Source organism: Mycobacteroides sp. H003, assembly GCF_001440135.1.
Lineage (GTDB): Bacteria > Actinomycetota > Actinomycetes > Mycobacteriales > Mycobacteriaceae > Mycobacterium > Mycobacterium gwanakae.
This window is the reverse complement of sequence record NZ_LJYL01000009.1, coordinates 839,983-862,420: the sequence shown is the minus strand read 5'-3', so window position 1 is coordinate 862,420 and position 22,438 is coordinate 839,983. Positions and strand designations below refer to the sequence as shown.

Here is a 22,438-nt window from a genome sequence, read left to right as displayed (position 1 = left end):
GCGCTCAGCACGGCGAACTACGCGGACTTATCGCGCCGTTCGGCACGGGAGGGCTTGCGCGGCACGATCGTCGGCAGCACGTTGTCGATGACGGTCTCCCCGGTCACGACAACCTTGGCGACATCGTCGCGGCTGGGGATGTCGTACATCACCGGCTGCAGCACTTCTTCCATGATGGCGCGCAGACCACGAGCGCCGGTGCCACGATGGATGGCCTGATCGGCGATGGCTTCCAGCGCATCCTGGCTGAACTCCAGCTCGACGCCATCCATGTCGAAGAGGCGGGTGTACTGCTTCACCAACGCGTTCTTCGGCTCTGACAGGATCGTGATGAGCGATTCGCGGTCCAGGTTGGTCACCGAGGCGACGATCGGCAGGCGACCGATGAACTCGGGGATCAGCCCGAACTTGATCAGATCCTCGGGCATGACCTCGGCGAAGTGGTCGGTGGTGTCGATATCGGCCTTCGACTTGACCTCGGCACCAAAGCCCAGGCCGCGCTTGCCGACGCGGTCCGACACGATCTTCTCCAGGCCCGCGAAGGCGCCGGCCACGATGAACAGCACGTTGGTCGTGTCGATCTGGATGAACTCCTGATGCGGGTGCTTGCGGCCGCCTTGCGGGGGCACCGAAGCCTGCGTGCCTTCCAGGATCTTCAGCAGCGCCTGCTGCACACCCTCGCCGGAGACGTCGCGGGTGATCGACGGGTTTTCGCTCTTGCGGGCGATCTTGTCGACCTCGTCGATGTAGATGATGCCGGTCTCGGCACGCTTCACGTCGTAGTCGGCCGCCTGAATCAGCTTGAGGAGAATGTTCTCCACGTCCTCGCCCACGTATCCGGCCTCGGTGAGGGCGGTGGCGTCGGCGATGGCGAACGGCACGTTGAGCATCTTGGCCAGCGTCTGGGCCAGGTAGGTCTTGCCGCAACCGGTGGGGCCGAGCATCAAGATGTTGGATTTGGCCAGCTCAACGGTCTCACCACGGGCGTCGCGGGCCTTATCGCCGGCCTGGATGCGCTTGTAGTGGTTGTAGACGGCGACTGCCAGCGTCTTCTTCGCGGTGTCCTGGCCGATGACGTAGTTCTCCAGGAACTCACGGATCTCCGCGGGCTTGGGCAGCTCATCGAGCTTGACGTCGTCGGCGTCGGCCAGTTCCTCTTCGATGATCTCGTTGCAGAGGTCGATGCATTCATCGCAGATGTACACGCCGGGGCCGGCGATGAGCTTCTTGACCTGCTTCTGGCTCTTTCCGCAGAACGAGCATTTCAGCAGGTCGCCGCCGTCTCCGATACGTGCCATGGTGGCCAGTCCTACTTCCTGTCACATGGTGGTGGATCGTGGTGTCAGCACGTCCTCTGACCTGTTGGTCACGACGCTACCCGCTATACCGGACACCCCGCGACCGATAAACCGAATAGCACCGACGGCATTTACACCCTGCCGTGCTGGAGAACATATCGCCTCGCACCGACCGAAGCCGCCGATGACGCGCACCCGAGACCGGTGTGTTGCAACTGTTATCCGAGCCCGCCGGCAGGCAGCTACGAAGCTGCCTGCGCGGAGAGCTTGCGGTACTCCAGGACGACGTCGATGATCCCGTACTCCTTGGCCTCCTCGGCCGTGAAGATCTTGTCGCGGTCGGTGTCCTTACGGATGATCTCCGCATCCTTACCGGTGTGCCGGGACAGGGTCGTCTCCTGCAGCACCCGCATGCGCTCGATCTCCTTGGCCTGGATCTCCAGGTCGGTGAACTGACCCTGGATCACACCGGACAGCGCGGGCTGATGGATGAGGACGCGCGCGTTCGGCAGCGCCATCCGCTTGCCGGGGGTACCGGCGGCGAGCAGCACCGCGGCGGCCGAGGCGGCCTGGCCCAGCACCACTGTGCGGATGTCGGAGCGGACGTACTGCATGGTGTCGTAGATCGCCATCAACGAGGTGAACGAACCACCCGGGGAGTTGATGTACATGGTGATCTCACGGTCGGGATCCAGCGACTCAAGCACCAGCAGCTGGGCCATGATGTCGTTGGCCGAGGCGTCGTCCACCTGCACGCCGAGGAAGATGATGCGCTCCTCGAACAGCTTGTTGTACGGGTTCGACTCTTTGACACCGAAGCTCGAGTGCTCGATGAACGAGGGCAGGATGTAGCGCGCTTGGGGCGCCAACTCGGGGTTGAGGTGCTTCGAGATCACTTGGATGCTCCCTTGCTGCCGTTGAGATCGCCGCGGGTGATGATCTTGTCGACGAACCCGTACTCCAATGCCTCCGGCGCGGTGAACCAGCGGTCGCGGTCCGAATCGGCCTCGATCTGTTCGACACTCTTGCCGGTGAATTCGGCGTTGAGGCGGAACATTTCCTTCTTGATGACCGTGAACTGCTCGGCCTGGATCGCGATGTCCGAGGCGCTTCCGGTGACACCACCGAGCGGCTGGTGCATGAGGATGCGGGCGTGCGGCAGCGCGTGGCGCTTGCCCTTGGTACCGGCCGCCAACAGGAACTCACCCATCGAGGCCGCCATGCCCATCGCGTAGGTGGCGATATCGCACTCCGACAGCTCCATGGTGTCGAAGATCGCCATGCCGGCGCTGATCGACCCACCCGGAGAGTTGATGTACAGGTGGATGTCCTTGGTGGGGTCCTCGGCCGTCAGCAGCAGAATCTGCGCGCACAGCTTGTTGGCGATGTCGTCGTCCACCTGCTGGCCCAGGAAAATAATGCGCTCGGAGAGCAGACGCTCATACACCGAGTCGATCAGGTTGAGCCCGGCTGTCGCCGAACGCATTTCAGTCACTGTGCAACCTGCCTTCGTCTAGCTCTTCGGGATTTCGCTTAAGAAACCAATTCCGTGTACTGCCGACATTAACCAACATCGGGTGCTGCGCACTCCCCGCCACGGGCGAGTTCGCTCAGAGCGTGACGCGGACTACTCGGCGTCGTCGTCCTTGCTCTTCTTCTTGGCCTTCTTCTCGGCCTTTTCGGACTTGTCTGTTTTCTCGCTGTCCGCGCTCTTCTTGGCCTTGACCGGCTTCTCCTCGGCATCAGGCTCGGCAGCGGCCTCGTCAGCCCCACCGCGACGCGGCCCCAGCACGGAGTCGACGTCCACGTTCGCGCCGGTGGAGTCGGTCACCTTGGCCTGGCGGATGACCTCGGCGATGGCCTTACCGCGGCGCACGTCGACGTACAGGCCGGGCAGCTGCTGCTGCTGGGTCAGGTACTGGATCAGCTGCTGCGGCTCGATGCCGTACTGACGCGACATCAGGACCAGACGCTCGGTGAGGTCCTGCTGGTCGACGTTGATGTCGAACTTGTCGGCGATCACGTCGAGCAGCAGCTCGGTCTTGATCGACTTGGTGGCGGACTCGCGCATGTCCTTGTCGAACTCTTCACGCGAGGTGCCCTGCTCTTCGAGCAGCTCGTTGAGGCGCTCCTCGTTGTGGTCCAGACCGTGGACGGCCTCGTGCAGGCTGTTGCCGATCTGCTCTTCGAGGATCTTCTCGGGCACCGGGATCTCGATCTGGTCGAGCAGCGCGGTGATGGTCTCGTTACGGATCTCGTCGGCCTGCGCGATGCGCTTGCGACCCTTCACCTGCTCGATGAGGCTGTCCTTGAGCTCGCCGATGGTGTCGAATTCGCTTGCCAGCTGGGCGAAATCGTCGTCAGCGGCAGGAAGCTCACGCTCCTTGACGGAGCCGACCTTGACGGTGACCTCGGCATCCTGTCCGGCGAATTCGCCGGCGGCCAGCTTGGTGGTGAACACCTTCTCCTCGCCGGACTTCAGGCCGATGATGGCCTCGTCGAGGCCGTCGATCAGCTGTCCGGAGCCGATCTCATGAGACAGGCCAGTGGTCGAGGCCTCCTCGACCTCCTTGCCGTCCACGGTGGCCGACAGGTCGATCGAGACGAAGTCGCCGTTCTCGGCGGCACGCTCGACACCCTTGAGAGTGCCGAACCGCGCGCGCAGCGCTTCCAGCTCGGCGTCAACCTCGGTGTCCTCGACCGTGACGGGCTCAACCGTGACCGCGACGGTGCTCAGGTCGGGCAGCTCGATCTCGGGACGCACATCCACCTCGGCGGTGAAGGTCAGCTCCTGGCCGTCCTCGATCTTGGTGACCTCGATCTCCGGCTGTCCGAGCGGCTTGACGTCGGACGCGGTGACGGCCTCGCTGTAGCGGCCCGGGAGCGCCGAGTTGACGACCTGCTCCAGCACCGCGGCGCGGCCGACGCGTGCCTCGAGCAGCTTCGCGGGGGCCTTGCCGGGGCGGAAACCGGGCAGGCGGACCTGCTGGGCGAGCTCCTTGTAGGCCTTTGAAAAATCTGGTTCGAGCTCTGCGAAGGGAACCTCGACGTTGATGCGAACCCGGGTCGGGCTCAGCTTTTCGACGGTGCTCTTCACGTGCAGTGCTCCTTTATGGTTCGCGGCAGATCGTCGTGACCTGCGGTTCTTCGTGCTGTCGTGCTGTCGGGGTGACAGGATTTGAACCTGCGACCCTCCGCTCCCAAAGCGGATGCGCTACCAAGCTGCGCTACACCCCGTCGGACCTGCGTCCATACTTCGTCCAAGACTCCGTACGAGACCAAGCGATCTTACGGCCTCGACATGCAACGGCATGAATTGGATTTGATCCGCCCCGGCGCTGTACATTCGTCAGCGCGTGCGGGACAACCTCGCAAGCATGCGGGTGTAGCTCAATGGTAGAGCCCTAGTCTTCCAAACTAGCTACGCGGGTTCGATTCCCGTCACCCGCTCCACACATCAGTACCGTAGGTGCCATGGAAATCATCCTGGGCCTGCTTCTCCTCGGCGTGATCGTCGGCGGCGCGATCATCTACACACAGGGATCGAGCCGCCGTCGTGGCGACCAGCTCGAGGACGCCAAGGCCGACGCCCGCCGCCTCACCGAACGCCTCGGCGGTCAGGTGCTGGGACTGAGCGGGAACGATGACGCGTCCCGGCAGGCACTCGCCGACGCCTCCGAGCGCTATACCGCGGCGTCCTCAGCCATCGAGCAGGCCCGGACCCCCGCGCAGGCAACGCTGGCCAAGGAAAGCGCCATCGAGGGGCTGTACTACGTACGAGCGGCTCGCCTGGCCATGGGCATGGACCCCGGACCCGAACTTCCCTCCACCGCCGGGCAGAGCAAGGCCGGATCCGTCAGCGAGGATCGGCGGATCAACTTCGAGGGACGCGAGATCGAGGCTTCCCCGGAGCCGTCGGGCCGCACCCCCAACTACTACCCCGGCGGCACCGTCGCCGGACGTCCCGTACCCGCGGGCTGGTACTCCGAACCATGGTGGAAGCCCGCTCTTGTCGCCGGTGCCTGGGGCGTGGGTTCGGCGCTGCTGTTCAACTCGCTTTTCTCCGGCATGCACGGCGTCGGGTACGGCGCCTCGGGCTTCGAAAGCGGTTTCGGCCAGGGCTATTCGGACGGATACGACGCCGGCCTGAACGCAGGCAACGACGGCGGCGCAAATCAGGGCGGTTGGGATCAGGGTTCAGGCGGAGCCGATCAAGCCGGCTGGGATCAAAGCGGCGGAGGCTGGGACCAAGGCGGTAGCTGGGACAGCGGCGGTGGCTGGGACAGCGGCGGCGGCGACTTCGGTGGGGACTTCGGCGACTTCTAGGGCGCGCTATTGCGCGTTGACGGGCACATTGGGCGCCAGCAGGATCGGCGCGAATGTCTCGCGCGCCAGCGCACGCACCTCTTCGGTGTTACCGAGGTCGATCGTTGTCGCGGGCGAGGCCATGTATCCCAACACCAGATGAATCAAGACGTCGACCTGCCGCCTGGAGTCACCCGGCGGAATACGCCCTTCGGCCCGCATCTGGTCGATCTGCGCGGCGAGATAGTTCCGTGCCAGCTCGATGGGGGCAGGGTCGCCCTGAGTGATCGCTTCTATCGCCGTCATCCGGGCGACGAGTGAATCACCGCGCAGCAGAGGGTGATTCACAACCTCGATGCAGACCGCGAACCCCTCGGCGACCCGCTCGCCGATGTCGTCGAAACCGCCCGCGCGTTCCTGCAGTTCGTCCAGGAACTTCTGCATTTCTTGAGCAAGAGCCCGCTCGAACAATTGATCCTTGCTGGAGAATCGCCGAAATACTGTGGCGCGGCCCACTTTCGCCCGCCGCGCTACCTCATCAATAGTGGCCGTCTGTGTGCCTCGCTCGGCCAGTACTTCAATGGCGGCGTCCAGCAACCGGATCTCGATATCGTCGGGTTCGGGGTGCGAACCCAGTCCGCGCACCGCGCGCGCCATGAGCTTTCCCAATGGCGCACCCGGTCGCGTCATGAGCTCCCCTTTCGGGTTATTGGTACTCGCGGTCCCACTCAGTGCAGCTTACAACTCGACACGTCACCGCGGCTGACATCACGCGTTTTGACATGAGGGACACCAGAACAGGTTTCGCGCGTCCATCTCCGCGGTGAGGATCGGAGTGCCGCACACCCGGCACGGCGCACCCGCGCGCCGATACACGTAGGTGCGCGGGCGGTCCGGTGCGTACGAGGGCTCGCCATGGTCGTATTCGGGGTCAACGACAACGATCTTCCCGACGCGCAGCCCGACTCGCATGCGGTCCACAAGGTCATCCCACAACGCGGCGAGTTCCTCGGATTGCAGGTGGCTGCCGGGCCGGTACGGGTCGATCCGCTGACGGAACAACACCTCGCTGCGATACACATTGCCGACCCCGGCGATGATCTTCTGATCCATCAGCAGCGCACCGATTGGCCTGTGCGACTTAGCGATCCGCTCGAAGGCGGATGACGGGTCGGATCGGGGGCGCAGCGGGTCGGGACCCAGGCGCGCCAGGATGGCGTCGACCTGCGGCGCGTCGATGAGCTCACATGCCGTCGCGCCCCGCAGATCGGTACCGAACTGCGGGCCCTCGATGCGCATCCGCACCTGCCCCACCGGCACACCCATCGGCACCGGCAGCTCGGTGAACGTGCCGTACAGCCCCAGGTGCACATGCACCACACCGGCCGGGCCGTAATCGTGGAACAGATGCTTGCCCCAGGCATGGGCCTTCACCAAGGTGCGTCCGTTGACCGCGGCCGCCCCTTCAGCGAATCGGCCTTGCGGACTACTGACAGCCACCGCCGAACCGGCGAACCGGCGCTGGTGCAGCCGCGCCAGCCGGTGCAGGGTATGCCCCTCCGGCACAGGCGTTTACGCGTTGGCGCCCGGTACCGGCGGCGCTTCGTGGGTGGTCTCGTACTCGGCCAGGATGTCGATGCGGCGCTGGTGCCTCGGCTCCTCGGACCACTTGGCCGCAAGGAAGGCATCGACGATGGCCAGTGCCTCCGGCACGGTGTGCATGCGGCCGCCGATGCCGATCAGTTGGGCGTTGTTGTGCTCGCGGGCCAGTACCGCAGTCTCCAGGCTCCAGGCCAGCGCACATCGGGCGCCGGGGACCTTGTTGGCCGCGATCTGCTCACCGTTACCCGAACCGCCCAGCACGATGCCGAGGCTGCCCGGATCGGCGACGGTGCGCCGCGCGGCATCGATACAGAACGCCGGGTAGTCGTCCTGCGGGTCCAGCTCAAAGGCACCGCAGTCCACCGGCTCGTGGCCGCGGCCACGAAGATGCTCGATGATCTTCTGCTTCAACTCGTATCCGGCGTGATCGGCTCCGACATAGACGCGCATGCCGCTGATTGTGTCAGGTTGCCCTGCGGTCGGTTACCGTGGCGCGCATGTACCCGGTCGGACTGCCCCAGTACACCTATCCCCCACGTCGACATCCCTGGGAGATCGGGTTGCTCGTCGTCGTGATCCTGTTCACAGTGCTGCTGTACATCGGTGCGATTTTCAGCATCGTCGGGTATCTCGCCGACCCCGAGAACGCCGATCTGAACATCATCATCGTCGCGCTGGCCGCCACCCCCCTAACCTTGTATCTGGGTCGAGGCATTCTCTACGGGCAGCAGCGGGTGAACGGCGTGAAGATGTCCCCCACCCAGTTCCCCGAGGGGTACGCGCTGGTCGCCGAGGCAGCGCAGCGTTTCGGTCTGCAGGAGCTGCCCGACGCTTACGTCGTGCTGGGCAACGGCCAGATTAACGCCTTCGCCAGCGGCCACGGCTTCCGCCGGTTCGTCGTGGTCTACAGCGACCTGTTCGAGATCGGCGGCGAGGCGCGCGATCCGGAGGCCCTGGCCTTCATCATCGGGCACGAGGTCGGCCACATCGCCGCCGGGCACGCCTCCTATTGGCGACAGTTCGCCCAGACCGCGATGAACTTCGTCCCATTCCTGGGCACCTCGCTGTCGCGGTCCATGGAGTACACCGCCGACAACCACGGATACGCCATGCGCCCCACCGGAATTCAGGGAGCCATCGGCGTCATGGCGGCCGGTAAGTACTTGCTCAAGCGGGTCGAGTTCGACACACTGGCCAACCGCGCCACCCTGGAGACGGGGTTCTTCGTCTGGCTGGTCAACATGCTCTCCAGCCACCCTGTGCACACCTGGCGCGCGGCGGCGCTGCGGAATCGGCAGCAGGCCGGGTCGTTGTTCTTCCGTCCCAAGCTGCTGCCGCCGACTCCCATTCCTCCGGTGCCGCCGCTGCTACCGCCCGCGCCGCCGCCGATACCGCACGGCTACCTGCCGCATCAGCAGGCGTACACCTTCGACAATCCGCCGCCGCGCTACTAGTCGAACGTCGGCGGCTCGGTGCGGGTGCGCTTGAGCTCGAAGAAGTGCGGGTACGAGGCAAAGATCACCGACGCATCCCAGAGCTTCCCCGCCTCTTCACCACGCGGGATCTTGGAGATCACCGGACCGAAGAAGGCCACACCATTGACGTGGATCGTCGGGGTGCCCACGTCCGGGCCCACCTTGTCCATGCCGGCGTGGTGGCTCTCGCGTAGCGCCGCGTCGTACTCGGTCGACTCGGCCGCGTCGGCCAGCTCGGCGGGCAGGCCCACCTCGGCAAGGGACTCCGCGATGACCGCCGGGAGGTCCTTGTTGTCCTGGTTGTGGATCCGGGTCCCCAGCGCGGTGTACAGCGGCTCGAGGATCTCGGGGCCCTTGGCCTGCTCGGCGGCGATAGCCACCCGCACCGGTCCCCAGGCCGTCTTCATCAGTTCCTGGTAGCGCTCCGGCAGGTCCTCGCGGCCCTCGTTGAGGACGGCCAGACTCATCACCCGGAATTTCACGTCGATATCGCGAACCTTCTGGACCTCCAGGATCCACCGCGAGGTGATCCAGCACCACGGACATAGCGGGTCGAACCAGAACTCGGCGAGATCCTTCTTGTCTGCAGACATTGCGCGCCTTTCGGATGTGAGTCGGGCAGGGTTAGCTCCAGTTTGTCCCAACTCACGTTCCCGCCGCCGTGTTCCCGACGCGTCTACCGGCTACGTTGGGTACGTGGCACTCCCCAACCTCACCCGTGACCAGGCCGCGGCCCGCGCCGCTGCGATCGACGTCGAGCATTACGCGATAACCCTCGACCTCACCGACGGTAACGGCGGTCCGAGCGAAGAAACCTTTCACTCGTCGACCACCGTCACCTTCACCGCGCAGCCGGGGGCCTCAACGGTTATCGATATCGCGGCCCGCACCGTGCGCCGCGCCGAGCTCAACGGCGTCGAACTAGACGTCAGCGGGTACGACGAGGAGAACGGCATCACGCTCGACGGGCTGGCCGCCACGAACACCGTGGTGGTCGAGGCTGACCTCGAGTACTCGCACACCGGTGAAGGTCTGCACCGCTTCGTGGACCCGGTGGACGACGAGGTGTACCTGTACTCGCAGTTCGAAACCGCCGATGCCAAGCGCATGTTCGCGTGCTTCGATCAGCCCGATCTCAAGGCTGCCTTCGATGTCACGGTGACCGCCCCGGCGCATTGGCAGGTGATCTCCAACGGTGCCCCGCTATCGGTTGCCGACGGTGTGCACACCTTCGCGACCACCGCCAAGATGAGCACCTACCTGGTCGCGCTGATCGCCGGGCCGTACGCGCGATGGAACGACGTGTACTCCGATGACCACGGAACCATCGACCTGGGCATCTACTGCCGCGCCTCACTGTCGGAGTTCATGGACGCCGACCGGCTTTTCACCGAAACCAAGCAGGGATTCGGCTTCTATCACAAGAACTTTGGCACTCCGTACGCGTTCGGCAAGTACGACCAGCTGTTCGTGCCCGAGTTCAACGCCGGCGCCATGGAGAACGCCGGTGCGGTGACCTTCCTGGAGGACTACGTCTTCCGCTCCAAGGTCACCAAGTACTCCTATGAGCGACGTGCCGAGACCGTGCTGCACGAGATGGCGCACATGTGGTTCGGCGATCTGGTCACCATGCGTTGGTGGGATGACCTGTGGCTCAACGAGTCCTTCGCGACCTTCGCCTCGGTGCTGTGCCAGGCGGAGGCCACCGAGTACACCGAGGCATGGACCACGTTCGCCAATGTCGAGAAGTCGTGGGCGTACCGCCAGGATCAGCTGCCGTCGACCCATCCGGTCGCCGCCGACATCCCCGATCTGGCCGCTGTGGAGGTGAACTTCGACGGCATCACCTACGCCAAGGGCGCCAGTGTGCTCAAACAGCTTGTGGCGTATGTCGGTTTGGAGAATTTCTTGGCCGGCCTCCGGTCGTACTTCCGCGACCACGCGTTCGGCAACGCGACGTTCGACGATCTGCTGGGTGCGCTGGAAGAGGCCTCGGGACGCGATCTGTCGGACTGGGGCACGCAGTGGCTCAAGACCACCGGACTGAATACGCTCTCCCCCGACTTCGAGGTGGACGCGGACGGCAGGTTCACCCGGTTCGCCGTCAAGCAGTCCGGGGCCGCCCCGGGTGCCGGCGAGACCCGGGTGCACCGCCTGGCCGTCGGAATCTACGACGACGTGGACGGCAAGCTGGTGCGCGCCCACCGGCTTGAGTTGGACGTCGAAGGACCGTCGACGGATGTGCCCGGGCTGGTTGGTGTTTCCCGAGGGAAGCTGATCATCGTCAACGACGACGATCTGACCTACTGCTCGCTGCGCCTGGACGACGCGTCACTTCAGACGGTGCTCTCGCGAGTAGCCGATATCGCCGAGCCGCTGCCGCGCACGCTCGCGTGGTCGGCGGCCTGGGAGATGACCCGCGAGGCCGAGCTGCGGGCGCGAGACTTCGTGGCACTGGTGTCCTCGGGCGTGCACGCCGAGTCGGAAGTCGGTGTGGCGCAGCGTTTGCTGCTGCAGGCGCAGACGGCGTTGAGCTCGTATGTGGAGCCCGAGTGGGCACGCGAGCATGGCTGGCCGGCGTTCGCCGACCGTCTGCTGGAACTGGCGCGCGCCGCCGAGGCGGGCTCGGACCATCAGCTGGCATTTGTGAATGCCTTCACCAACTCGGTGTTGTCGGCGGGACATACCGTCGTGCTGCAGGCGCTGCTGGACTCCGATCCGGCGTCGCTGGATCTGCCCGGTCTGACGGTGGACACCGACCTACGGTGGCGAATCGTGAACGCGCTGGCGGCCTCCGGAGCACTGGAGCCGGACGCGTCGGTGTTCATCGATGCCGAGCTGGAGGGCGACCCGACGGCCGCAGGCAAGCGTCAGGCTGCCCAGGCTCGCGCGGCCAGGCCGGTCGCCGAGGTGAAAGAGGCGGCGTGGAAGCAGGTCATCGACGATGACACGCTGCCGAACATCACCGCGCGTTCGGTCATCGCGGGAATCGTGCAGCCCGGACAGGCTGAGCTGCTGGCACCGTTCGCGGGTCGCTACTTCGATGTCATCGAGGATGTGTGGGCGCGGCGTTCCAGCGAGGTGGCGCAGACCGTGGTGATCGGCCTGTACCCGTCGTGGGACATCTCGCAGCGTGCGGTGGAGTCAGCAGATGGCTTCTTGGCCAAGGAGATCCCGTCGGCGCTGCGTCGTCTGGTCTCCGAGGGGCGCGCGGGCATCGTCAGGTCACTGCGGGCCCGCGAGTTCGACGCCCAGTAGCGCCCCTTCGTTTGACGCCGAGTGCATACCAAGCGCAGGCCTTTCACGCGATTCGCCTGCCTGCGGTATGCGCTCGGCGAGCCAGGGCGTCACGCACGCGCCGGATGATGTCGTCGGGGTGGTCTTCCGCGACCACCCTGACAATCAGCCAGCCCATGCCCTCGAGCATCTCCAGACGCTTGATGTCCTTGAGGTATTGCCGACGGTCGCTGCGGTGCTGGTCTCCGTCGTACTCGACGCCGACCATGAGGTCCTCCCACCCCATGTCGATGTACGCGAGCGCAACGAAGTCGCCGTTATGCACCATGACCTGCGTGGCAGGGCACGGCAACCCGGCCCGTATCAGCAGCAGCCGCAGCCAGGTCTCCTTAGGCGACTGCGCCCCGGCATCCACCAGATCAAGCGCTACATGCGCCCGACGAATGCCACGCATACCCGGGTGTCGCGACGCGAGTTCAGCGACGTCTGACAGTGCGAGTTGCGTAGCGCGCACAAGAGAGTCCAGCGCGGCCACCGCGACGTCCTGCGGATAGCGGCAGGCGAGATCAACCGCGGTGCGAGCCGCAGTCGTGGTCCGCATCCCGCCGATTACACACACCTCGTCGTCCTGGAGGGTGCATCGAAGAGTCACTACGCCTGGCTCGCGACGCCGGTTGTGGTCGTCAACAATCTCCGCCGGTCGAGATGGGTCAACCCACTGCGCCCCGTGCAGTGCTGCCGCAGAGAACCCTGCAAGCACCCCCTGCCTACGCGATCGCAGCCATGCCGCCTCCGCACGGATGGTCGGCGTTACCGCGATGCCCCGCGGAACGTAGACGTCCTTGTGCCTGGCCACGTACGTCGTTGACAGCTCATGCCGGGTCACCAAACCCGCGCGAATCGCCTCGCTCCCAAGGATTACCCCGCTCCCCATCGCCGAATCATGCGACAGGCCACCGACAAAAGCATCGAGCGCATACCAGACGCAGCGATTTCAGAGATTTCGCATGCATGCGGTATGCGCTCGGCGCAGAGAGAGGTGGGGATCAGGGGCGCGAGATGGCGGCGCTCATCACGCGCACCGCGCTGATGATCCCGTCGAGCAGGTTGCCTTCCTTGAACGACGCCACAGCAGCAGCGACCCCCAGGTCGGCGGCCGACTCGGCACCGCGACCCTTGAGTCCCTCGCCGTAGACGACCTCCACGACATGCTGGTTGGGCGACACCGCGATCAGCACGGCCTCATCCGGCGTCGGCACCTTCAGGAACACGTCGCGTGCTCCGGCGGCGGTGTCCGATCCCAGATCGCCGATGTACACGGAAAATCGCGCCTTCGACTGACGCGACCCGTAGGTCAGCGCATCGTCGAGAGTCGCCAGCTCGTAGTTGGGGAACGGGTACTCGACCGACAGCGCGCCCGGCTCGGTGACCCCCGAGAGGCGTCCGCTGATGGTCTCGGCCCACCCGCGCGGCAGATCGGCGGGAGCAGTCTTGATGACTTCACCACTTGCCACTTGCGGACCCTCCAATCGCCTCGGTGCTCGCGTGTCCATGGCCGTGGCCATGCCCGTGCGCGTCACCAATGTTCTCGTCGACAGCGGCCCACAGGATCGGGGCGTGTGTCCAGCCGTCGTTCATGTTGAAGGTCGCGGGGTGAGGGCCCTTCTTGCGCATCGTCCACAATCCGACGAGCACAAAGAAGACCGGCGTGATCAGGGCTACCCAGACCGGCATCCCGATGTATGTGGGGCTGTTGAGAAAGCTCACGATGCAAACCGTAGCCGACCGCGCCGGGAAGTCATGCCGCGCCCTCCCCTAGATATCGGACCCATGCCGGGTCGAGTTCCTTGACCGACGACAGCAGCCGCCAGTGCTGGCCCTTCGGCGGCATCGGTGTGGTGTGCAACGCCCAGCCCAAGTCCGCCAGCAGCCGGTCGGCCTTGCGGTGATTACACGACGAACAGCAGGCCACGCAGTTCTCCCAGGAATGCGCGCCGCCCTTACTGCGCGGGATGACGTGATCGATGGTGTCGGCGCGTCCACCGCAGTACGCGCAGCGGAACCGATCGCGATGCATCAGCGCGGCCCGCGTCATCGGAACCCGGGCCCGGTAAGGCACCCGCACGAAGGTCCTGAGCCTGATCACCGAGGGCACCGCCACCGACGTGGTGGCCGAATGGATGACGGGAGCACCCGGATCGTCGTGCACCACATCGGCCTTGCCGCACAGCAGCATGATCACCGCACGGCGCATCGGCAGCGCTGTGAGCGGCTCATATGTGGAGTTCAGCAATAACACACGACGCCGGCCCCATAGGGAACCGGCGTCGTTGGATTGCTGTGGGGGGATGGCCCCGGGGACCCTCGTCCCTGGGACACTGTGCAGTATTCGGGCCGACCCGTTCTGGGTCGGCCCAGCGCTGGCACTGTTATGCCGGTGCCCGCGGCTCTTCTTGTGTTGCACCATTACAACCAGTGCACCACGATTCGGCGGTCTTCGCACGACAATTTGCGCCGTGTTCGCAGGTCAATCCAATGAACATCGCGTAACCAACCCGGCTGACCGACCCAAGTGCGTACCGGCACAATGGACGACGTGGCAGCCCCCACCCCTGAAAACTTCTACGACGCCGTCGGTGGCGCCGCCACTTTCCATGCGATCGTGGCTCGTTTCTACGAGCTTGTCGCCGACGATGAGGTGCTGCGGCCCCTGTATCCGGAGGAAGACCTCACCGGCGCCGAGGATCGACTGCGGATGTTTCTGGAACAGTATTGGGGCGGCCCACGCACCTACTCCGACCAGCGCGGACATCCTCGACTGCGGATGCGCCACGCGCCGTATCGGATCGGCCCCATCGAGCGAGACGCGTGGCTGCGCTGCATGCGGACCGCCGTTGACTCCATCGACCGGAACACCCTTGACGACGACCATCGCACCCAGCTGTGGAGCTACCTGGAGATGGCGGCGCAGTCGATGGTCAACTCACCCTTCTGATACGTCGATCGCGATTCGAGGCCAGCGCCGTCGTGGTGCAGAATGATCAACCGTGACCGCCGCCTACTTGGGCCAACATGACGACCCCTGGTGGTCGCGAGCCGTCTTCTATCAGATCTACCCACGCTCGTTCGGCGACAGCGACGGCGATGGCGTCGGTGATCTCGATGGCATATCAGCAAAACTCGGCTACCTTGATTTGCTCGGCATCCAAGGGATCTGGCTAAATCCCGTTACCAAATCTCCGATGGCCGACCACGGCTACGACGTGTCGAACCCCCGGGAGATCGACCCGTTGTTCGGTGGATCGATCGCGATGCACCGGCTCATCGCCTCCGCCCACCGCCACAACATCAAGGTCATCATGGACTTGGTGCCCAACCACACCAGCTCCGAGCACCGCTGGTTCATCGAGGCTCTCGCCGCCGAACCTGGCAGTGAGGCTCGCTCGCGTTACATCTTCCGCGACGGCAAGGGCGTCAACGGCGAACTGCCGCCTAACAATTGGCCCTCGGTGTTCGGCGGTCCGGCCTGGACCCGGGTGACCGAGCCCGATGGCACACCCGGCCAGTGGTACCTGCATTTGTTCGCTCCGGAACAGCCAGATGTCAACTGGGACAACCCGGAAGTGTTCGACGACTTCGCCGAGACCCTGCGGTTCTGGCTGGACCGTGGCATTGACGGCTTCCGGCTCGATGTCGCCCATGGCATGGCCAAGCCGCCGGGCCTTCCCGATATCGAGGACACCGAAACCTCGATGCTGCACATCGCCGATGAGGACCCACGTTTCAACAACGAGGGCGTACACGAGTACCACCGCAAGATCCGCAAGGTGCTCGACCAGTACCGCGATGTGGTTGCCGTCGGTGAGATCTGGGTGAACGACAACACTCGCTTCGCCGAGTACGTCAGGCCCGACGAGCTGCATCTCGGATTCAACTTCAAGCTGGTAGAGGCCGACTTCGACGCGGACAAGATCCGCGCCGCCATCGAAAATTCCCTTGCTGCAGTCGATTCCGTAGGCGCAACCCCCACCTGGACGCTGTCCAACCATGACGTGGAGCGCGAGGTGACGCGCTACGGCAACGGCCAGATCGGCCAGTGGCGGGCCCGGGCCATGGCCCTGGTGATGCTTGCGCTACCCGGAACTGTGTTCATCTACAACGGTTCCGAGCTGGGGCTGCCGAATGTGGACCTACCCGACGAGGCCCTGCAGGACCCGGTGTGGGAACGCTCCGGCCACACCGAACGGGGTCGTGACGGCTGCCGGGTTCCGATCCCCTGGGAGGGCACCGATCCCCCGTACGGCTTCTCGTCCAACGATCAGACCTGGCTGCCGATGCCCCACGGCTGGGCCGACTTCACCGTCGAACATCAGCTGGAGCAGGCCGATTCCACGCTGTCGCTGTACCGGCGCGCCATCGAATTACGCAAGAACCGAAAAGAATTCAACGGCACCAGCCTGGAGTGGTATGGCAGCCCACCGGGTGCGCTGGCGTTCCGCGTCAAGGGCGGCGGGCTGACCTGCGCCCTGAACGTCAGCAGCGACCTGGTGGACTTGCCTGCGGGCGAGGTCATCCTGACCAGCGGGCCGCTCGTCAACGGCAAGCTGCCACGCAATACCGCGGCCTGGATCGTCTAGCGGACCGATAGCGACAGATCGGTCCGGCGGCGGTACACCGACCCGAAGCGGGCGTCCAGCCGTAACCATGCGGGCACGGCGCGCACCCGCACCGGTTCATCCTCGTCGGGGTTAGTGGGCACAAATCCCATTGCTGCCAAAGCAAATACGCATCGCATCGGCACGTCGACCGGTCGGCCATCGGTTCCATCGACCGTCACGACGGATTGGTCCAGCAGCGACACCGGTGGACCGTGGGCACTGCCGTGTTCGCGTGCCAGCTCTCCCCCGCGCTGCGCCAGTTCGAGCACTGTCCGTGCCGGGATGTCGTCCAGATACTCAAATCCGCTATCGGCGGGCAACGCACCCCGCCACACCGAGTCCATCGGGAAACCCGTGTGCACGTAGCCGTCTGCGTCCGGGGCCTGCAGGCCGCGTAGCACTTCGTCGACGGCGGCGGTGATATCGGGGGTTCTCAGCTCACCGCGCACGGCGCGGCAGGCCAGCACGTCGAATTGTGTTGCGGTCCAGACGACTATCCGGCCGTCGTCTCGAAGACGCAGCCGCACCACCGCGGACTCGTCCAGTCGTGCGGCGCGGGTGAGGAACGTCGCCAGGTCCTTGCGGTCGAAGGCGTCGGGCACCCGCAGCGGGGCCTCGGTCACGGTCGCGACCAGCGTTGCAGGTACTCGCGATGGGTGTCGGTGAGACGCAACAGGGTTTGGCTGTCCAGGTGAAAGGTCACCAGCTGGGTGTCCGCGATCACCGCGGGTTTGGAATCCGGCGCCGCGTTCACCGAACGCACCTCGTAGTTGATCGTGAAGTCCACCGCTCTGATCTTCGAGACCCACATGGTCACCTGCAGTGGAGAGTCGGCGAGCCGCACCTGCCCCTTGTATTTCACGTGGACATCGGCGATGAGCAGGCCGGTGGTGGTGATCTCGGCGCCAAACACGTCCCGCAGGAACGGCACTCGCGCTTCTTCCAGGATCGTCACCATCGTCGCGTGGTTTACGTGCTGGTACATGTCGATATCGGACCAGCGGACCGGCACCGCCGCGACATAACCTGGCTTGTCGCCGATGCTCATCGGTGTCTGCTGCTCTTCGCTAACGCTCATCGCACCATCATGCAGGACCGCTGATGCTGCTCCTGATCATCCCTCTGATCTGGCGTGCTGCCACCGACAACGTCGCCAGGTCCGGTTCACCCGACGCGAAGATCTCCGCGAGCGTGCCTCGGGCCCGTTCCAGGCGCGAGGCATTGGTGAACTCCCATTCGGCGATCTTCTGCTCGCCGGTCTCATCGGGCTCGCCGACGGAGAGCACATCCATGGTGAGCGCCCGCAACGAGGAGTAGATGTCGTCACGGATCGCCAACCGGGCCAGGGAATGCCAACGGTCGTTGCGCTCGAGCTGGGAGACCGCGGTCAGCAGATCGTCCACCCGCAGGTCGTCCATCAGGGTGAAGTACAGATCGGCAACCTCCGCACCGTCACGGTCGGCGATGTCGGCGATGTCGATGATGTCCAGCAGGCTGAAGCCGTACAGGCAGCCGGCCACATCACGGGCAAGATCAGCCGGAACACCCAGCTCCATCAGGTCATCGGCCTGCTTGGTGACGATCTCCAGGTCGTGACCACGCAGCCATGTGGTGAGCATTGGGGTCAGCTCGGCGATACCCTGCGCGAACCGGTTGATCTCGGCACCGACAGCCAGAGGCTGCGGCCGGTAGCTGATGAGCCACCGCGATGCACGGTCCAGCAGGCGCCGCATGTCCAGCGTCAGCCGATCCGAAACCGCCACTGGCACATCGGCATGCCGGATGCGGTCCCACAATGAGCGCAGTCCGAAGATGGCCTCCACGGCCACATACGTCTTGAGCCCGTCCACCGAACCCGTCCCGGCATCCTCGAAGAGCCGGTACACGTAGGTGATTCCGCCGCAGTCGACCACCGAATTGACCAGCATGGTGGCGTAGATCTCTTTGCGCAGCGGATGCTGGCGGATCTCCGCGTCGAACCGTTCACGCAGCACGTTCGGGAAGTAGTGCACCATGCGGCGCAGCGTGACCTCTTGATCCGGGGCGTCGCTGGCCAGCAGATCGTCCTTGAGCCCGAGCTTGACGTGTGCCATGAGGGTTGCCAATTCCGGTGAGGTCAAACCGATCCCGAGTGCCGCGCGGCGCTCGATCTCCTTCTCGGACGGCAACGCCTCCAGTTCACGATCGAGTCCACGTTCGGCAACCAGGTAGGCGATCTGGCGCGCATGCACGCTCAGCAGCGAGGCCGCGTTGGCCCGGCTGGTGCCCATGAGGTTGTTCTGGGATTCGTTGTCGGCCAATACAAGGGCGGCAACATCGTCGGTCATCGACTCCAGCAATGCCGTCCGTTCGGAGGCTTCGACCTTGCCGGCGCTGACCAGCGAATCGATCAGGATCTTGATGTTGACCTCGTGGTCCGAGCAGTCCACTCCGGCGGAGTTGTCCAGTGCGTCGGTGTTGACCCGACCGCCGTTGAGCTCGAACTCGATGCGGCCCCGCGATGTCAGGCCAAGGTTGCCACCTTCGCCGATCACCCGCGCGCGCACTTGGTTTCCGTTGACGCGCACGGCGTCGTTGGCCTTGTCCCCCACGTCGGCGTGCGATTCGCTCTCGGCCTTGACATAGGTGCCGATGCCACCGTTGAAGAACAGGTCGACCGGGGCCAGCAAGATCGCGCGGACGAGCTGCGGAGGTGTCATCTCCTTGACGTCGCTGTCGATTCCGAGCGCGTCACGAACCTCGGGGCTGATCGGTATGGATTTTTGTGCCTTACTGAAGACACCGCCTCCCGGGCTGATGAGCGCCGCGTTGTAGTCGGCCCAGCTGGAGCGCTCCAGCGCGAACATCCTCTTACGTTCAGCCCAGGACGATGCCGGATCGGGGTTCGGGTCTAAGAAGATGTCCCGGTGGTCGAAGGCAGCCACTAGCTTGATGTGTTGGGACAGCAGCATGCCGTTGCCGAAGACGTCTCCGCTCATGTCGCCGACGCCCGCGACAGTGAAATCCTGTGTCTGGGTATCGATCCCCATTTCCAGGAAGTGACGTTTCACGCTCTCCCAGGCGCCGCGGGCGGTGATGCCCATGGCCTTGTGGTCGTAGCCGACGGAGCCGCCCGAGGCGAACGCGTCGCCGAGCCAGAACCCGTACGACAGGGCGACATCGTTGGCGATATCGGAGAAGGTGGCGGTGCCCTTGTCGGCGGCGACAACGAGGTAGGGGTCGTCGCCGTCACGGCGCCGCACTCCCTCGGGGGGCACGACCGCATTAGTCGCGCGGTCGCGGTTGTCGGTGATATCGAGCAGACCGCTGATGAAGCGCCGGTAGCACTCGACGCCCTCAGCGCGGAACGCGTCGCGGTCGACGGCGGCATCGCCGGTGCTGGCGGGCGGATTCTTGACGACGAATCCTCCCTTGGCGCCAACCGGAACGATGACCGCGTTCTTCACGGCCTGCGCCTTGACCAGACCCAGGATCTCGGTGCGGAAGTCCTCGCGGCGGTCGGACCAGCGCAGCCCGCCGCGGGCGACCGGGCCGAAGCGCAGGTGCACTCCCTCCACCCGCGGGGAGTACACGAAGATCTCGAAGCGGGGCCGTGGCTCGGGCAGCTCGGTGATCTCGCGCGGGTTGAGCTTGAAGGACAGCACACCGTTGGCGCGCGCCGAATCCGGCTTGGTCACAAAGTAGTTGGTACGCAAGGTGGCCTGGATCAGGCCGAAGAACGCGCGCAGCACCCGGTCGGTATCCAGACTGACCACTTTGTCGATCTCGGCGAGCACTTGGGCGGCCTTGGCATCGGCCAGCGTGTCGTCGGTGACGGCGGGGTCGAACCGGGCTTCGAACAGTTCGACGAAATCGCGTGCGGTCTGGGAGTTATCGGCCAGGACCGTCTCGATATGCGCCTGGCTGTAGGGGAAGCCGGCCTGCCGGAGGTACTTGGCATAACCGCGCAAGATGGTGATCTGTCCGGCCGTGAGCCCGGCGCGCAGCACCAACTCGTTGAATCTGTCGATTTCGACACGGCCGTGCCACACATCATCGATGGCGTTGGTGAGCAGTTCGGCGCGGCGCGCGGTGCCCTCGGCATCGAAGGTGCGGGTGATCGCCGGGTGCACCACGATGCGGAATGCGTACAGCGAGACTGCCAGACCGTCCGGCCGGGTGAAGTGATACGGGCGTTCTTCGAGCACATCGACACCCATGCTGTGCAACACCGGCAGCACCTGGCTCAGGGAGGCCGAGCGACCACCGAGATACATGCTGAGCACGCCGGTGCCCAGCTCGTCGGCGTCATAGGCCAGGTCGATGGAGTTCTCTTGCAGCCCTTCGATTCTTGCGATGTCGGCAATGGCCTCTGCGGGCGGCACATTCGTCTTGAAGACCTCAGGCAGGATGACCGAGTACCGCTCCGCGCAGGCGCGGTCGATCGGTGAATCGGGGCGCACTGCGCGGACCAGACGATCGCTCCAGGTCCGGGTGGTCTGAGTGAGCAACGCCTGGATGCGTACCCGGTTGGCTTCCGAGGTGTCGACGCTGCCGTGCAGGCTGTTCTCCGGCATGCGGACAGTGAAATGAACCAATGCCCAGGGTGATTCGCTGACACGGGCGGTGTAGTCGATACCGGTGCCGCCGAGTTCACGCACCAGGATGTCTTGCATGGCCAGCCGCACCGTGGTGGTGTAGCGGTCGCGAGGCAGGTACACCAGCGCCGTGACGAAGTTCCCCAACTCGTCGGCGCGCAGGAACAGTAGCGAACCCGGATGCGCGCCAATGTTTCTCACGGCGGTCACCACGTCGTAGAGCCGATCGACACTCGATGCGAATAGCTCGGCACGAGGCAGGTTCTGCATGAACTCGATCAGCATGTGGCCCGCCAACGAGTCCTGGCTGGCATCTGAGCGGCCGAGCACCTGATGCACGCGGTCGGAGATCACCGGGATGGCCAGCACATCGGCGTTGGTCGCGGCGACAGTGAAGACACCGACAAGGCGATGCTCGACGGCCGGACCGTTGCCGTCTTCTTGTCTGATCACCACGATGTTCGGATAGATGGCGTATCGCAGATAGGTGGGTGTGGTGGCCTGCGCGAGGACCAGTAGCTGGTCGTTGTGGGTGAGCTGCGGCAGTACCTCTTCGCGGCGTTTGAGCAGGCCAAGCCGACTCGACTCGTCGGCGGTTGCGCGACCGTTCTCGACGGTGCAGCGCTGGTAGCCCAATATGGTGAAGTTTCCGTCGACGAGCCAGCGCAGCAGGTTGGCGACCTCAGTCAGCTCGGCGGACGAGAACCTGGCGCTACCGGCCGAGGCGTCCAGCGCGCCGGCCAGCTCGACAACCGCATCGCGCATGGCATCGGTATCCGCCGCGACGTGGCTGCCGTCCTCCAGGGTGTGCGGTAGCTGCGTTTCGATGAATCCCAGACGCTCGGCGTCAATGGAGGGCGGCAGCTGCAGGTGGATCCAGCACTCGGTATCGGGCGCGATATCGCTTTGCAGGTTTTCCACCGGGACCGCCGACAGCAGCGTGCCGTCGGCGGCACGTTTCACGGTGAAGACCGGGTCCATCAGGTCGACGATCGCCACACCTTGACGGCGCAGCAGCACCGTGATGGATTCGGTCAGCAACGGCGTGTAATCGGTGACCAGTTGTAGAGCGGTTCCCAGCCCCGCGTCGTCACCGTTGCGGTAGGTGGCCATCGTTATCTCGTGCGGCGCTCGCCGTGCGGCCAACCGCAGCAGCGCGCGCATGAGGGCCTCGCGCACCGGCGGCGCCGGTGTCGCGGTGTGCCCATCTGCGTCGACCACCTCGTCCCAATCCATCTCCCCCGCATACCGGGCGTGGCTGAACGCAGCGCTCAGCGCCTCGATGG

At 64.9% G+C, this 22,438-nt stretch carries 20 protein-coding genes and 2 tRNA genes; 6 read left to right on the top strand and 16 right to left on the bottom strand.

Annotated features, from left to right (window positions below; translation table 11 throughout):
• Window positions 1–17: 17 nt before the first annotated feature.
• The 5 genes from clpX to AOT87_RS04540 all read right to left on the bottom strand — a co-directional run bounded on the left by clpX (window position 18) and on the right by AOT87_RS04540 (window position 4,535).
• Window positions 18–1,298, bottom strand: a complete 1,281-nt coding sequence (gene clpX, locus AOT87_RS04560) for an ATP-dependent Clp protease ATP-binding subunit ClpX (RefSeq protein WP_030095103.1) — start codon at window positions 1,296–1,298, stop codon at window positions 18–20.
• A 242-nt stretch (window positions 1,299–1,540) separates the two neighbouring features.
• The gene (locus AOT87_RS04555) at window positions 1,541–2,194 is read right to left on the bottom strand and encodes an ATP-dependent Clp protease proteolytic subunit (protein ID WP_046253161.1); all 654 of its coding nucleotides are present in this window, start codon (window positions 2,192–2,194) and stop codon (window positions 1,541–1,543) included.
• The gene (locus tag AOT87_RS04550) at window positions 2,191–2,784 is read right to left on the bottom strand and encodes an ATP-dependent Clp protease proteolytic subunit (protein ID WP_109398847.1); all 594 of its coding nucleotides are present in this window, start codon (window positions 2,782–2,784) and stop codon (window positions 2,191–2,193) included. Before AOT87_RS04550 ends, AOT87_RS04555 begins: the two co-directional genes overlap by 4 nt.
• 141 nt (window positions 2,785–2,925) lie before the next feature.
• Window positions 2,926–4,395, bottom strand: a complete 1,470-nt coding sequence (gene tig, locus AOT87_RS04545) for a trigger factor (RefSeq protein ID WP_057968508.1) — start codon at window positions 4,393–4,395, stop codon at window positions 2,926–2,928.
• A gap of 66 nt (window positions 4,396–4,461) precedes the next feature.
• Window positions 4,462–4,535, bottom strand: a tRNA-Pro gene (locus tag AOT87_RS04540).
• Between the two features lie 142 nt (window positions 4,536–4,677).
• Between AOT87_RS04540 and AOT87_RS04535 the strand changes: the two genes are divergently transcribed.
• Together AOT87_RS04535 and AOT87_RS04530 are read left to right on the top strand one after the other, a co-directional pair.
• Window positions 4,678–4,751 (top strand) — tRNA-Gly (locus AOT87_RS04535).
• Window positions 4,752–4,772: 21 nt separating this feature from the next.
• A complete protein-coding gene (locus AOT87_RS04530) occupies window positions 4,773–5,624 on the top strand; it encodes a hypothetical protein (protein ID WP_057968554.1) in 852 nt (283 codons plus the stop codon).
• Between the two features lie 6 nt (window positions 5,625–5,630).
• Here the strand turns inward: AOT87_RS04530 and AOT87_RS04525 are convergent, their stop codons facing one another.
• The 3 genes from AOT87_RS04525 to AOT87_RS04515 all read right to left on the bottom strand — a co-directional run bounded on the left by AOT87_RS04525 (window position 5,631) and on the right by AOT87_RS04515 (window position 7,655).
• On the bottom strand, window positions 5,631–6,293 hold the full coding sequence (locus AOT87_RS04525) for a TetR/AcrR family transcriptional regulator (protein ID WP_030095098.1): 663 nt from the start codon (window positions 6,291–6,293) through the stop codon (window positions 5,631–5,633).
• 78 nt (window positions 6,294–6,371) lie between these two features.
• Window positions 6,372–7,169, bottom strand: a complete 798-nt coding sequence (locus AOT87_RS04520) for a zinc finger domain-containing protein (RefSeq protein ID WP_057968507.1) — start codon at window positions 7,167–7,169, stop codon at window positions 6,372–6,374.
• 6 nt (window positions 7,170–7,175) lie between these two features.
• The gene (locus tag AOT87_RS04515) at window positions 7,176–7,655 is read right to left on the bottom strand and encodes a ribose-5-phosphate isomerase (protein ID WP_030095096.1); all 480 of its coding nucleotides are present in this window, start codon (window positions 7,653–7,655) and stop codon (window positions 7,176–7,178) included.
• 47 nt (window positions 7,656–7,702) lie between these two features.
• Here AOT87_RS04515 and AOT87_RS04510 point away from each other — a divergent pair, with 47 nt between their 5' ends.
• Window positions 7,703–8,659, top strand: a complete 957-nt coding sequence (locus tag AOT87_RS04510) for a M48 family metallopeptidase (RefSeq protein WP_057968506.1) — start codon at window positions 7,703–7,705, stop codon at window positions 8,657–8,659.
• Here AOT87_RS04510 and AOT87_RS04505 read toward each other — a convergent pair.
• Window positions 8,656–9,273, bottom strand: a complete 618-nt coding sequence (locus AOT87_RS04505; protein WP_030095094.1) for a DsbA family protein — start codon at window positions 9,271–9,273, stop codon at window positions 8,656–8,658. The two genes, AOT87_RS04510 and AOT87_RS04505, sit on opposite strands and share 4 nt — an antisense overlap.
• Window positions 9,274–9,376: 103 nt before the next feature.
• Here AOT87_RS04505 and pepN point away from each other — a divergent pair, with 103 nt between their 5' ends.
• A complete protein-coding gene (pepN, locus tag AOT87_RS04500; protein ID WP_057968505.1) occupies window positions 9,377–11,938 on the top strand; it encodes an aminopeptidase N in 2,562 nt (853 codons plus the stop codon).
• Window positions 11,939–11,981: 43 nt separating this feature from the next.
• Here pepN and AOT87_RS04495 read toward each other — a convergent pair whose 3' ends face one another.
• The 4 genes from AOT87_RS04495 to AOT87_RS04480 form a co-directional block, all read right to left on the bottom strand.
• Window positions 11,982–12,851 carry a hypothetical protein gene (locus AOT87_RS04495; RefSeq protein WP_057968504.1) on the bottom strand — a complete coding sequence of 290 codons (870 nt, stop codon included), beginning with the start codon at window positions 12,849–12,851 and terminating at the stop codon, window positions 11,982–11,984.
• 112 nt (window positions 12,852–12,963) lie between these two features.
• Entirely contained in the window at window positions 12,964–13,431 is a 468-nt protein-coding gene (locus tag AOT87_RS04490; RefSeq protein ID WP_030095091.1) for a DUF5130 domain-containing protein, read from the bottom strand.
• Window positions 13,418–13,684, bottom strand: a complete 267-nt coding sequence (locus tag AOT87_RS04485) for a hypothetical protein (RefSeq protein WP_081343193.1) — start codon at window positions 13,682–13,684, stop codon at window positions 13,418–13,420. The genes AOT87_RS04490 and AOT87_RS04485 overlap by 14 nt, the downstream gene beginning before the upstream one ends.
• A gap of 31 nt (window positions 13,685–13,715) precedes the next feature.
• Window positions 13,716–14,267, bottom strand: coding sequence for an HNH endonuclease (locus AOT87_RS04480; protein WP_101312223.1), 552 nt, complete (start codon window positions 14,265–14,267; stop codon window positions 13,716–13,718).
• Between the two features lie 237 nt (window positions 14,268–14,504).
• Between AOT87_RS04480 and AOT87_RS04475 the strand changes: the two genes are divergently transcribed.
• Both AOT87_RS04475 and AOT87_RS04470 read left to right on the top strand, forming a co-directional pair.
• The gene (locus AOT87_RS04475) at window positions 14,505–14,912 is read left to right on the top strand and encodes a globin (protein WP_057968502.1); all 408 of its coding nucleotides are present in this window, start codon (window positions 14,505–14,507) and stop codon (window positions 14,910–14,912) included.
• 52 nt (window positions 14,913–14,964) lie between these two features.
• Window positions 14,965–16,554, top strand: a complete 1,590-nt coding sequence (locus AOT87_RS04470; protein WP_057964980.1) for a glycoside hydrolase family 13 protein — start codon at window positions 14,965–14,967, stop codon at window positions 16,552–16,554.
• Here the strand turns inward: AOT87_RS04470 and AOT87_RS04465 are convergent.
• Genes AOT87_RS04465 through AOT87_RS04455 form a run of 3 tightly spaced genes read right to left on the bottom strand, consistent with a single transcriptional unit; the run spans window position 16,551 to window position 22,331 of the window.
• A complete protein-coding gene (locus AOT87_RS04465; protein ID WP_057968501.1) occupies window positions 16,551–17,198 on the bottom strand; it encodes a hypothetical protein in 648 nt (215 codons plus the stop codon). The genes AOT87_RS04470 and AOT87_RS04465 overlap by 4 nt on opposite strands.
• Window positions 17,195–17,623, bottom strand: coding sequence for a thioesterase family protein (locus tag AOT87_RS04460; RefSeq protein WP_030095085.1), 429 nt, complete (start codon window positions 17,621–17,623; stop codon window positions 17,195–17,197). The genes AOT87_RS04465 and AOT87_RS04460 overlap by 4 nt, the downstream gene beginning before the upstream one ends.
• A 37-nt stretch (window positions 17,624–17,660) precedes the next feature.
• Window positions 17,661–22,331, bottom strand: coding sequence for an NAD-glutamate dehydrogenase (locus AOT87_RS04455; protein WP_057968553.1), 4,671 nt, complete (start codon window positions 22,329–22,331; stop codon window positions 17,661–17,663).
• Window positions 22,332–22,438: the final 107 nt, after the last annotated feature.